This is a genomic window from Prosthecobacter sp. SYSU 5D2 (assembly GCF_039655865.1).
Lineage (GTDB): Bacteria > Verrucomicrobiota > Verrucomicrobiia > Verrucomicrobiales > Verrucomicrobiaceae > Prosthecobacter.
Window position 1 is genome coordinate 63,722 of sequence record NZ_JBBYXL010000010.1, and the last position, 13,691, is coordinate 77,412.

At 54.6% G+C, this 13,691-nt stretch carries 4 protein-coding genes; all 4 read left to right on the forward strand.

The features are described 5' to 3' along the window. Window positions 1–5: 5 nt before the first annotated feature. The 4 genes from WJU23_RS17350 to WJU23_RS17365 all read left to right on the forward strand — a co-directional run bounded on the left by WJU23_RS17350 (window position 6) and on the right by WJU23_RS17365 (window position 13,649). Window positions 6–1,772, forward strand: coding sequence for a C39 family peptidase (locus WJU23_RS17350; RefSeq protein ID WP_346333872.1), 1,767 nt, complete (start codon window positions 6–8; stop codon window positions 1,770–1,772). 87 nt (window positions 1,773–1,859) lie between these two features. After that, window positions 1,860–3,647, forward strand: coding sequence for a C39 family peptidase (locus tag WJU23_RS17355; RefSeq protein ID WP_346333873.1), 1,788 nt, complete (start codon window positions 1,860–1,862; stop codon window positions 3,645–3,647). 99 nt (window positions 3,648–3,746) lie between these two features. Continuing rightward, the gene (gene uvrA / locus WJU23_RS17360) at window positions 3,747–9,599 is read left to right on the forward strand and encodes an excinuclease ABC subunit UvrA (RefSeq protein WP_346333874.1); all 5,853 of its coding nucleotides are present in this window, start codon (window positions 3,747–3,749) and stop codon (window positions 9,597–9,599) included. Between the two features lie 141 nt (window positions 9,600–9,740). Next, a complete protein-coding gene (locus WJU23_RS17365; RefSeq protein ID WP_346333875.1) occupies window positions 9,741–13,649 on the forward strand; it encodes a hypothetical protein in 3,909 nt (1,302 codons plus the stop codon). The last annotated feature ends 42 nt before the right edge of the window (window positions 13,650–13,691 follow it).

Sequence of the window (13,691 nt, forward strand, 5' to 3'; positions counted from 1 at the left end):
GAGGAATGTACCTGAGAGCCAATACCTTTTCATTGTGGCTGTTCAGCCTGGGGATGGCGTCGTGCCTGTCCCTGGCGGCTGCACCGGTAAAAATGGATCTGGATACGGTGATCAACTGGGATTCACCGGAGATTGTCTCCATCAGTGCGGTGGAAGATTTGATGCTTCCATTACGCGAGTATCGGAAGGAGTACAAAGGTGACGCGGAAGCGCCGGGGGATAGTTGTACCTGGCAAAGTTTTTCTCCAAAAGACTTTCAGTTCAGCTTTTTCGGAGAGGAAATGGAGCTCGAAGCGGTTCACCTTGGTCGTAGCAGCAGAGGCAATGCCAGCTTCAGTTTTAGAACTCCATCGAATAAAAAGTCCCCTGGTCTGGAGCACAGGATTGAGAGGCAGGTGACAGACAAGATGCGTGTGGTGGCCAGGAAGGAAGTCTTTCCAGGTGGAAAACGCACTGTAGTTACCTGGCGAAATCAGAACTGGATGGTGATGCTCGGTACACGTTTGGAAGGTAGCAAGGGTGAGAGAGAGATAGAGCTCGACATCCTGAAGTTAAATTCTGCAGACACGACTAAACCAGCCGCTCCGGCTCAGGTGATTGTCATGGATGTGAACGTGGATCTGGACTTCCTGCTGAATCTGGGGGAGCTGTGGAACTGCACGGCGGATGATTTTGAAAAAATCTACCGGGCTAAAAAAGGCACGGACCAGGAGCAGCCGCCCCAGTTCGAGTGGCTGAGTGAGGACCGCTCCCGGGCGCGCTTTTCCCGGAAGCTGTTTTCGAACCTGGAGGTGAAGATGACCCTCTTTGCCAAATCCACCAAAGTGGATGAGGCGATCGTGGAGTTTGTGAATGGCCGTGCTGCGCGGGTGACCATTTCCCTCTATAACCGGGGAGACTCCGGAGACATTCAGCCTGACCTTTTTGACCAGATTTATAAAACCACGGGCAAAAACCTGGGACAGGTCATGAAGGTGGCACCGCGCAACATCTCCCAGACCACCACCTCCGCCGTGAAGACCGTGAGCTGGCAATGGAGCAGCCCGGTGGGGATCGCGCTTCTGGAGCACAATGACTACCGGACCGGCCGGTCGGTGGGAAAGCCCGAGTTTCTGCGGATGAAGCTGGCCAATCCCCAGCAGGCAGACTGGAGCATCGGCAAGCTGACCGTGGGTGTACAGCGTATGGCGCTGATGAAGAACATCACGAAGATGGATAACGGGGACGTGTATATCTCCGGAGTGCCAATGGTGGACCAGGGGACGAAGGGCTACTGTGTGGCGGCGAGCTGCCAGCGCCTGTTTGAATACATGCAGATCCCCTGTGACCAGCACGAGATCGCCCAGCTGGCGGATGTGGATTCACAGTCCGGGGTGGACATTTTCACCATGCAGAAGAGCCTGGGCAGAATTGATGGGCACTACAAAGTCATGTTCAAGCCGCACATCAACCCGGAGCAATTCTACGGTGCCAACAGGAAGCGGCGCATTTCCCAGAGGCAGTTTGCCGTCATCATCAAGGAGCATGTGGACAAGGCGGTGCCGTTGCTCTGGGCGCTGGAGCTGGGACGCTTCCCGGAAAACCCGCCCCTGCCGAATGGCGGGCAGGTCAGCGGCGGGCACATGCGCATGATCATCGGCTACAATTCCGCCACTCAAGAAGTCATCTTCAGTGATTCCTGGGGGGCGGGGCATGAGATCAAACGCATGTCTGAATCCGGGGCCTATGAAGCCACCGTGGGGCTGTACACGATGTCACCACGGGGACTGTAAAGGAGCGGGATTTGGGTGTACAGCCGCTGAATTTTTTTATGATTTGAAGGATTGACGACGCTGGGAATTTCCTACTAAAAAAGAAGCATGAGCATAAGTGGGAGGATTTTACTGTCGTTGCTGCTGTTCCAGACTCTGGTTCTGGGTCAAAACGCCCATGGCCAGGACAGCATCCATGTCAGCCTGGCATTGGAGTGGCATAACCCTTATGAAGTTCCTTTGGGAAACCTCAAAGCTTTGCTGGATCCGGTCAGCGCCCATGTGAAGTCCAATGGAAATCCGGCGGTGACCAGCGATGGCAAAATACGGGAAAAGTTAAACTGGTTCGTCGGCGCTGATGAGAACCGCAAGGTGACGGTCTTCAATGACCAGTTCGTCATCCATAATATCGCCGTCTGTACTTTGGATGCCATCCCCTGCCGCTACGAGCTGCTGCTAAAAAACGTCGGAGACCAGGAGACGACGATGAGGATGGTGCAGCAGTTTCTGACGGAGGCACTCCAGCTGGAACCTCAGACAGGCTCCATCGTCTCCCGTGGACCTCCGGAAACCCGGCGGAAATTGCTGATCTGGCGGCACGCAGAACAGACGGTGATGGTCAGTGCCTTGGGGGAGGACAGGATGCAGATCAGCATGACTTCCAAGATTTATGAGTCGGAGCTCAGGCCGTCTGTTCCGTCAGTGGCCGGCTCCAATCCCCCGCGTCTGGAGAAGGCCATAGACCTCGATTTCCTGCTCAATTTTGGGGAGCTGTGGCAGTGCACTACGGAAGCCTTTGAGCAAAAGTATCGTGCCATGAAGGTAAAAGATCAGGGGCCGCCGCCTGATTTTGAGTGGCTGAGCGCAGACAAATCACGTGCGCGCTTTTCTCGCAAGCTGTTCGCCAACGTGGATATGAAACTGACATTGTTTGCCAAATCCGTGAAATTGGATGAGGCGGTTGTGGAGTTTGTGGATGGTCGCGCTGCTCGCGTGACGATGTCCCTGTACAACCGGGGCGATTCTGGCGACATCCAGCCTGACAAGTTCGACGAAATTTTTAAAACGACGGGTAAAAATCTGGGGCAGGTGCTGAATGTGACCCCGCGCAACATCTCCCAGACCACGACTTCTGCAGTGAAGACGGTAAGCTGGCAGTGGACCAGTCCCCTGGGCATCGCGCTGCTGGAGCATAATGATTACCGAACCGGCAGGTCGATTGGGAAGCCTGAATTTCTGCGGATGAAGCTGGCCAATCCCCAGCAGGCAGACTGGAGCATCGGCAAACTGAGCGTGGGGGTGCAGCGCATGGCGCTGATGAAAAACATCACCAAGTCGGACGAAGGGGATGTGTACATCTCGGGTGTGCCAATGGTGGACCAGGGGACGAAGGGCTACTGCGTGGCGGCGAGCTGCCAGCGGCTGTTTGAATACATGCAGATCCCCTGTGACCAGCATGAGATCGCCCAGCTCGTCGATGTGGATGCCGTTTCGGGGGCCAATATTTTCGACATGCAGAAGAGCCTGGCCAAGATTGACGGGCATTACAAAGTCACCTTCAAGCCGCACATCAACCCGGAGCAATACTACAGCACGGCAGGCAAGCGGCGCATCTCCCAACGGCAGTTTGCCGTCATCATCAAGGAGCATGTGGACAAGGCGGTGCCCCTGCTGTGGGCGCTGCAACTGGGGCGCTTCCCCGAAAAGCCACCGCTGCCGAATGGCGGTCAGGTGAGCGGCGGTCACATGCGCATGATCATCGGCTACAATGCCGCCTCCAAAGAAGTCATTTTCAGCGATTCCTGGGGAGCTGGGCATGAAGTCAAACGCATGTCAGAGGAGCACGCTTATGAAGTCACCGTGGGGCTCTATACGATGTCGCCCAGAGGACTGTGAGAGGCCAGGGAGGGGCGGCCGGAAAAAGTGGCGGGTGCGAATAAATAATGCAGTTCACTTGAACTGCATCGGGCGTAACTCTAATCTGCCCCCACCCCCATGCCGAAGAAATCTGCCGCCAAGTCTCCTGCCCCGAAAGCTGTCGCCAAAGTTGCCGCCGATGTGATCGGAAGCACCCAGGAGAGTCCGTGCTCCTCAAAAGTTGTTGCCGATGTCATCCAGGTACGGGGGGCGTGGCAGAACAATCTGCAGGGGATCAATCTGGATCTGCCGCTGGGGAAACTCTGCGTGGTGACCGGGCCGAGTGGATCGGGCAAGTCGTCGCTGGCGTTTGATACGATCTATGCGGAAGGGCAGCGGCGGTATGTGGAGACGTTCTCGCCTTACACGAGGCAGTTTTTTGAGCGCATGGACAAGCCGAAGGTGGACGCCATCCATGGCATCCCGCCGGCCATCGCCATTGAGCAGGTCAATAATATCCGCTCCACGCGCAGTACGGTGGGCACCATCACGGAGATCAATGACTACCTGAAAATGCTCTTCCCGCGCCTGGCGGAGGGGCAGTGCCCGGAGTGCCATCGGCCGGTGAAACCGGAGACGCCGGAAAGCATCCAGCATGAGCTGCTGACGACCTATGCCGGGCAGCAGGCGATGATCTGCTTTGGCGTGCCCGTGCCGCCCGGAACGGCGACGGAGGATTTTTTCACCTTTGTGCAAAGCCAGGGTTACCTGCGCCTTTGGGTGTATGGGGAAGCCGTGCGCACGGATGAGCCGGAGGCCATGAAAGGGCGCAAGCTGCCGGCGGTGGCGATGGTCATCCAGGACCGGCTGGTGCTGGAGCCTAACCAGAAGTCGCGCCTGAGCGAGGCGGTGGAGGCGGCGTTGCGGCTGGGGAAGGGGCAGGTGACGGTGTTCAGTTTCCAGTCTTCAGTTTCCAGTGTTCAGAAAGGGGCAAAATCGAAGGCCAATGTTGAGAAGTTGAACAATGGAATCGGAAAACTGAACACTGAAAACGGAACACTGAACACTGTTTCTTTTTCCACGGACTGGCGCTGCGCGGACTGTGACATCCAGCTCCCGCCGCCGACGCCGGGGCTGTTTTCTTTTAACAGTCCCATCGGGGCCTGTCCGACCTGCAAGGGGTTCGGGCGGACGCTGGGGCTGGATCTGCGGAAGGCGATGCCGGATGAGTCCCTGAGCATCCGGGGCGGGCTGGTGAAGGCGTTTTCGGGCAGCACGTACCGGGAGAGCCAGGACGATTTGGAAAAGGCGGCGCGGCGCAAGGGGGTGGATCTGGACACGGCCTTCTGCGACCTGCCGGAGGATGAGCAAAAATGGGTGGTGGAGGGCGCGGGCACGGACCCGGAGGAGGCCTGGCGGGACGGGGAATGGTATGGGGTGCGTGGGTTCTTCAAGTGGCTGGAAGCGCGGTCTTATAAGATGCATGTGCGCATCTTCCTCAGCCGCTTCCGCGCTTATACCACCTGTGCGGATTGCGATGGCGGCCGCTTGAAAAAGGATGCTTACAATTTCCGCATCACGGGTCGCACCATTGCGGACTTGTGGAACCTGCCGGTGACGGATCTGCTGCCGCTGGTGCAGAGCTGGCACGTGACGCCGGGGGACAATGCCACGCAGATGCTGCGGGATGAAATCGCGGGCCGCTTGAGCTATCTGGACCGTGCGGGCCTGGGCTACATCCACCTGGACCGGCTAACAAGGACGCTCAGCGGCGGGGAGCTGCAACGGGTCAACCTAACCACATGTTTAGGAGCGTCTTTGGTGAACACGCTGTTTGTTCTGGACGAGCCGAGCATCGGCCTGCATCCGCGTGACATCGGACGGCTGATCGGCGTCATGGAAGGGCTGCGCGACAAGGGCAATACGCTGCTGGTCGTGGAGCATGAGGAGTCCGTGATGCGGGCCGCGGATCATGTCATCGAAATCGGTCCCGGTCGCGGAGACAAGGGCGGGCACCTGGTCTATGACGGGCCTTTGAGCGGGCTGGAGAAGATGAAGGGCTCGCTGACGGCGGATTATCTGACAGGGCGTAAAAGCATCACGGTGCCGGAGAAACGGCGGGTTGTGAAGTTTGGGGCGGCGGCTAAAGCAGGGGCCAAGGCCCAGAAGCTGCCTAAAGGCGGAACTCCGAACGGGGAGGCGACGGCGTCGCTTTTGATTAAAGGGGCGCGGCAGAACAACTTGAAAAACCTGGATGTGGAGATCCCGCTAGGGGTGTTTTGCTGCATCACGGGGGTGTCGGGCTCGGGCAAAAGCACGCTGGTGCATGAGGTGCTGTATCGCAATCTCCAGCGCCTGCGCGGGGAGGTGGGGGAGGATGAACCAGGCCGTGTGCGCAGCATCACCGGGCATGAAAATTTGAGCCAGGTGATCATGGTGGACCAGTCGCCGCTGGCGCGCACGCCACGCAGTACGCCGGCGGTGTATGTGGGTGCGTTTGATACGATCCGAGCGCTGTTTGCGGAAAGCGATGATGCGAAGGCGCAGGGCGTGATGCCGGGGTTTTTCTCGTTCAACTCGGGCGAGGGGCGCTGCGAGCGCTGCATGGGCAACGGCTTCGAGAAGATCGAGATGCAGTTCCTCAGCGACCTGTATGTGACCTGCCCGGAGTGCGAGGGGAAACGTTACCAGCCGCACGCCTTGAAGATTCATCTTCAAGGGCGCAGTATCCATGATGTGCTGGGGCTGACGGTGGAGGAGGCGGCGGAGTGGTTCGCCAAACTGGAGGCACCTGCGGGCAGTGGCACTCCGCGGGCGGAGGCTTCTTTCCTGCGCAAGGCGCAGCAGGTGTCCGGGCAGCTTTCCATCCTGGTGGAGGCGGGTTTGGGTTACTTAAAGTTAGGCCAGCCGCTGAACACGCTCTCCGGCGGTGAGGCGCAGCGCTTGAAGCTGGTGGGGCATCTCATCGAAAATGCAGGGGAAAAGGATGCGGACATGAAGTCGGCCCTGCTGCTGCTGGATGAGCCTACGACGGGCCTGCACTTTGATGACATTGCGCTTTTGATTAGGCTGCTGCAAAGGCTGGTCAATGAAGGCAACAGCCTCCTGGTCATCGAGCACAATGTGGATGTGATCCAGTGTGCGGACTGGGTGATTGACCTGGGGCCGGATGGCGGTGCGCTGGGCGGGCAGCTTGTTGTCGCGGGCACGCCGGAAACGGTGGCCGCCTGTGCGGAATCGTGGACGGGCAAGTATCTAGCGGAGAAATTCGGCGCGGGCAGAGCAGAGACGCGGGTGGCTGAACGGGCGGCTGAATACAAGGTGAAAAAAGCAGCGGCCCCGGTGGCTGCGACGCCGAACACCATCAGCATCCGGGGAGCGCGTGAGCATAACCTGAAAAACATCTCCATCGAGATCCCTCGCGATGAGTTTGTGGTGGTGACGGGTCTGAGCGGCAGCGGCAAATCGTCCCTGGCCTTTGACCTGGTTTTTGCCGAAGGCCAGCGGCGGTTCCTGGACAGCATGTCCGTGTATGCGCGCACCTTTGTGGAGCAGATGGAGAAGCCGGAGGTGGATGTCATCAGCGGCGTGCCGCCAACGGTGGCCATCGAGCAGCGCATCTCGCGCGGCGGTGGCAAGTCCACGGTGGCGACGGTGACGGAGGTGTATCATTTCCTGCGCCTGCTGTTCGCCAAGCTGGGAACGCAGTATTGCCCCAAGTGCGATGTGCCGGTGCAGAAGCAGAGCCTGAGCGCCATCACTCAGACCGTGGTGGAGCGGGCCAAGAAGGGGCCGCTGCAGGTGCTCGCGTCTTTGATCAAAGCTCGCAAAGGTTTCCACACGGACGTGGCGGAGGCGGCGGCCAAGCAGGGCATCTCGCTCATGTTGGTGGATGGCCAGTTCCTGCCGACGGCGAATTTTGAAAGGCTGGAGCGGTTCAAGGAGCACAGCATTGATGCCGTGGTGGGCGAGGTGAAAAAAGGCGCGTCCGCTTTGGAACTGAGGCCGGTGTTGGAAAAGGCGCTGAAGATGGGCAAGGGCACGGTGAAGCTGTGGCTGCCGGGCAATACCTCCCAGGTGCTGAGCACGGAGATGAGCTGCCCCAAATGCGACCTGTCCTTTGAGGAGCTGGACCCGCGCCTGTTCTCCTTCAACAGCCCGCATGGCTGGTGCCCGACCTGCCGTGGATTCGGCTTCAAGGTGTCGGCCAGAGGGGCGACTCCGCGGCGGGATGACATCTCGCAGCTTGAGGCGGAGATGGAGGAGGAGCGGCGTCTTTCGCGCGGGGCGGATGATGAGGAAGAGGAAGGCGAGCGCCAGCTCTGCCTGGCCTGCCAGGGCTCGCGGCTGAATGAAACGGCGCGTTATGTGCGGCTGCAGGATTTCACCGTACCGGTGCTGAATGCGCAGGCGGCGCAGGATGCGGCGGAGGCGGTGAAGAAGCTGACCTTTAGCGGCACGGAGGCCATCATCGCGCGGGACATCCTGGCGGAGATCGAGCAGCGGCTGCACTTCATGAAGGAGGTGGGTTTGGGTTACCTTCAGCTCAACCGCAGCGCGGATACTCTGAGCGGTGGCGAGGCGCAGCGCATCCGGCTGGCGGCGCAGCTGGGCAGCAATCTGCGCGGCGTGTTGTATGTGCTGGATGAGCCGACCATCGGCCTGCATCCGCGTGACAATGAGCGGCTGCTGGATACCCTGGTGGCCCTGCGGGACAAGGGCAACTCCCTGCTCGTGGTGGAGCATGATGATGACACCATGCGCCGGGCGGATACCATCATTGACCTGGGGCCTGGGGCCGGACGTTTTGGGGGCGAGGTCATCTCGCAGGGGAATCTGGCGCACATTTTGAAGGATGAAAAAAGCGTCACCGGACACGGGCTGATGAACCCTTTTAAACATCCTCTGCGTGGCGAGTGGCGGGACCTGCCGCCGGCGAAGAGCAAAGACGGCTGGCTGCGCATCCTGGGTGCCCATGCCAATAACCTGAAGGACATTGATGTGCAGATCCCCGTGGGGCGGCTGACCGTCATCACCGGCGTCAGCGGCAGCGGCAAGAGCACCTTTCTGCATCAGGTGCTGTTCCCCGGCATGAAGAACCTGCTGAGCAAGGAGAAGAAACGCAAATCGCCTAACCAATTGTGGAAAACGATCACCGGGGCGGACAGCTTCGGGTTTGTCTATGAGGTGGACCAGTCGCCCATCGGCAAGACCTCGCGCTCCTGCCCGGCCACCTATGTGGGCGTGCTGGATGACATCCGCAAACTCTTCGCCCAGGTGCCCATGGCGCGTGCGCGCGGCTATGAGGCGGGGCGTTTTTCCTTCAATACCGAAGGTGGCCGCTGCGAGGCCTGCCAGGGCAATGGCAACGTGAAGGTGGAGATGAACTTCCTGCCCACCACCCGTGTGCATTGCGAGATCTGCAACGGCCTGCGGTTCAATTCCGCCACCCTGGAAGTGGAGTACAACGGCAAAAACATCGGCCAGGTGCTGAAGATGAGCATCACCGAGGCGGCGGAGTTCTTTGCCCATCAGCAGCGCATCGCCCGGCCCTTGCAGCTCCTGGCGGACACGGGCGTGGGCTACTTGCAGTTAGGCCAGCCCAGCCCCACCCTCAGTGGTGGCGAGGCCCAGCGCATCAAGCTCGTCACCGAGCTTAGCGGCGGCGTCTCCCGCTCCGCCACGGAGAAACTGCGCGGCCTGAAGAACCAGAAGAAGAACCTCTACCTCATCGAGGAACCCACCATCGGTCTGCACATGCAGGACGTCGGCCGCCTCATTGACATCCTGCACCGCCTCGTGGACGACGGCCACACCGTCGTCGTCATCGAGCACCACCCCGACATCTTCGCCGAAGCCGACTACATCATCGACATCGGCCCCGAGGCTGGGGCTGATGGCGGCCAGGTGGTCGCGGCGGGAACCCCGAAGGAAGTGGCCAATCACAAGGTCAGCCGCACGGCACCGTTTTTGAAGAGGATTTTAGGGTGAGAGAGATTAATTTTATAGTAAAGAATCATGCTGACTGCGCCAGGAAATTGCCCTAGCTTAATTTAGAAGCGGATTAAAAATCAAATCCTAAGAGAGCAAATATATTAGTTGAGTTATTTGTCGTAACTGTAATCATGCAGCATGTCGGTCGAAAAAACTGGTCCTAAAGGTTATGAAGTCCAATACCTCCTCACGCTATGGCTTGGGTTGCTGCATGAAATTGACGAACCAGGCAAATCAACTCTACAAGTTGAAGGATTAGAAGATGCAGAACTTATCTTGCGAGTAGATTCTGAAGAACTGCAGTTCTCTATGCAGTCAAAATATCAAGAGGGCGATCTAGATGCCCCTGTCCTTGCTGAGTGGCTAGCTCATTTTGGTTCTCGTCAGGCAACCGAATGTTTGATCCATCGCTTACAGAATAATCCGCAATTGGTAGCGCTTCTCATCACGAAACGGCGATGTGCCGATAACACAAAGGGATTCATTAGACCATTGGGAGAATTTAACCCTCACAAGCAACCTCCATTGACGAAAGATGGTCTGTCTTTATTGTGCAAAGGGTTAACAAGAATATTTAGAGCAAAAGCAACTAAACTTGAGGAAGCAAGGGCGGATGTATGCCAGAATCTAGCGGAGACTCTGGAACAAGCTGGTCTAACGGATATGTGGAAGCGGATTGTGATATGGGACCAACTGACTGAAGATGAGGTTGAGCAGCGTGTGCTGCGGTCATTAGAGCGATTCCGGATTCCTGCTATAACACGTCCCACTATTATAGGTCTTTTGCTGCAAGAGATCAGAAAGGGACGTGATTCCGGTAATGATGTAATGCCTGCTATTCGCAACCTGCTAAAGAAGCATGATGTTAAAAGGATGCAGTTGGCACAACTAAACCTTGCTAGGCCAGAGGAACAAATTTTAGTTGGCATACTTGAGTCGAAAAAAATACTTTGTCTGACGGGAAGGCCTCAGTCTGGTAAGTCACACCTCGCTTGTTCGATTGCCCAGTCAATGCAGGATCGCGGCATTGATTGTCTCAGAACGGATGATGTGCAACAAGCAATAAATTTTTTAGATCCTTATACACTAGAAACAAAGCTTGTAGTTCTGGATGATCCCTTTACCTTTGCGCATGATAGATCTAAAATGCGTTACCGTATCAGTCAACTGGCGCGGAAAATTGCCGGTCAACATCGATTAATCATTACTGCTAGAATAGAGGAGCTAGAAGGAATTGCTCATAGAATAGGTTGGGTAGTCAAAGATGCGTATGGTTCAGAATGGTACGATGTTACGGTAATAAATAGAGAATTTTGCTTCGTTCTTTGGAATCACCTCAAGCGAACACATACCGTACATGAAAAAATTAACCGCATCATTGAGGAACATTTTAAAACGGCACTGGAAACCGAACTTCTTCAGCCAGGGCAATTAGATCATCTCGCCCGTAATCAGCCTTCAACTAGCGATTGGGGAGCTGAGGCAGTACTGAGTCTTGCCCGCTTTAATGCACCCATGATTGCAGACCAACTTTGCTCTGACGATGAAACACGTTTGCTTCAGTTGGTTCTAGGAATGTGCGCCGCCGGTTTTAATGGGATGTCAGAAATTGAGATCCAATTTGCATTACAGAAAGAATTAATTGGTTCTGGAATGCATCCAGATAGCCTGGGAAGAATGATAAGCTTAGGCCAAGGCAACGTCGATCAAGATCCCGACCGGGATTTTCCTGAATACGAAGCCCTTTTCAGGATTTCTTCAGAAATCAAGACACAACTACGTTCTTTTGAAAGAAAAGGATATCTTCGATTTAGTGTAGATCGTTGGCAGTTCTCCCATCCCGATTACCGGGAAGCTTTTCAAAGAAGATTGTTGTTGGAACCACCATCTGCGCAAGAAGATGTTATAGATTTATTTCGCAGAGCGTTTGAATCCCTCGATTCAGAGGTTGGCCAGTCGGCGTGCAGATTTCTTTCGTTGTGGTTGTCACAATGGAATCCAATTGATAGAGCGCTTAAAGAGCAAATTATCAAACACGCAAATAAGGCTGCGAAACGAAGCATTTTCCCTCATGTCCGCGGTTCATTGTTAATGATTCTTTTGACTGAGTCAAATCACCAAACTACTGAAGATTTACTTTATTTGGCAAAAAATGTGGAGGCGAGTATGCAGGCAATTCTTTGGAAAGGAAATACCCCTTGGATTCACAATTCCTCAAAGGGTTGGTTTGCGGATTACTCGCGTAAAGAAAGGCAAATAAGTTCACAGGAATTGAATATGGCAATGTCTTCATTCGAAGGTAATCAGCCTTGCCAAAATCTACCCAATAGAGTTGCGGATGCGTTCAATACAGTATTCATGCTCAGGAAGGCCGGGTTTACTCCTAGTGTTGCCATCTTGCGGACCTTGTTAAAAAGTGATCAGGTTTTTATCCGCGCTGATGCTGCAGAGGTAAGTTTACAGTGGGGCATTATTGCTAATGAAGAAATTAGGAATTTGATTTTTTCAGATGATCATCCTTTTGTGAAAGCGAGAGTAGTCAATAAGTTAATAAAAGGATGGCCAGGTTTCAAGAGCGTTGGCAACTTAACTGAAATATGTAAGTCAGCCGCCAAAGCTTTAGAGGGCCCTGCTGTGGCAGTTATTTGTTGTCACTCTTATTTTAATCTTTATACTGAAATTAATGAGGATCCTGATTATTGGAGCAGTCTTGATGACAATGACTGGCAAATATTATGGAGTTATTGGGCGAAATCGGCTGTAAGCATACTTCGAACTCTTGCGCCTCTTCATTATAGAATTGCGACGGACGAGTATTATGCCACCGCTAGGGAATCAGCATCCTTTGTGAGCGCTGATGATTTCTTCGCGCTATCGTCTGCTTGGATAGATTGGATTGAGGAGCAATTAAAATATAGCTTTCTTGACGATTGGGCATTATCCGTAGTGGATTGTTGTTTTGAAGCTAAAAACTTGTCGACGCACCAACGTAATCAAATAGCCAAGAGGATGTTGAGTGTCGATTCAACCGATGCATGCGGCATGGCTGTGAGAGATCTTATGGATCATTGGGCAGAACTCTCCATCTGTGAAATCGAGTCATTGTTGCACTGCCTTAGGTCCTCCCGAATTGATGCATATTGGCTGAAATCCATCGCGTTGACACGGGCTGACGTTTCCATAGAAATTATGCCAATACTAACGTCAACGACTGATTTTTTTAGTTTACCTGCAACTGAAAGCGTTAATGCGCTAGTTCCGTCTATGCGGTATGCTTGTATGGCGCTTACGATGGGATATGTCGGCTATTGTTCTGCGTTTGGTGTAGCTGAGAATCGTCGTTATTTTTGGGATAACATACTTTTTTCCGTGCTGCAGAATCCCGCTGATTCTATGTTTCAAGCGAGCGTTTGTCACCTTCTTGATCGGATCGTTAATCGAAAAAATAGTTCAGATCTGACGAAGCTGTGGGAATCAGTTTGCAGCGCACCTGATGCCGACACTAGGGGAATTCTAATTCGAGAATTACTCAGCTGTAGTATTGGGTGGGGCAGTCAACGTTTGGGGGTAATCTGGCGACTTTTTCTCATGATTAAAATGCCTGCTCAAGAGCGTCAGGGGTACATTGATCAGCTTGTTTCTTGTATTGAGAGCCTTGATCTTAAATACAGGGGCGTGCAGGAGTTGAGTAAGCTATTGGGAGAGGAGTTTTTTAAAACGGAAATTCTTTCAAGAATGTCGAATGACTTGGTTGGGTGGAGATTATTTAAAATTATGTCAGGTGCAGTCGAATCGGAAGATCAGACACTTTTTGCTAATGCGTTAATCGCTTTTTACACAAGCTCCCCTCCTCGCCTAGTTTCATTTCATGACTGGTTTCATGATATGGTTGCTGATTGGAAATTCGATAAAGCGAACGAATTGAAGAAGGTGATAAAAGATGCCCGTTCTAAGAGTATCGAAGTGGCCAGGCATCAACGTGATGAATACGACGGTTTTCGTATTCAACTGAAAGATTGGGCAACTCCCCATTTAACAGATTGTTGACTAAATTGGCCTGCACTGAGGATTCGCTTCGCGGCGTTGCGC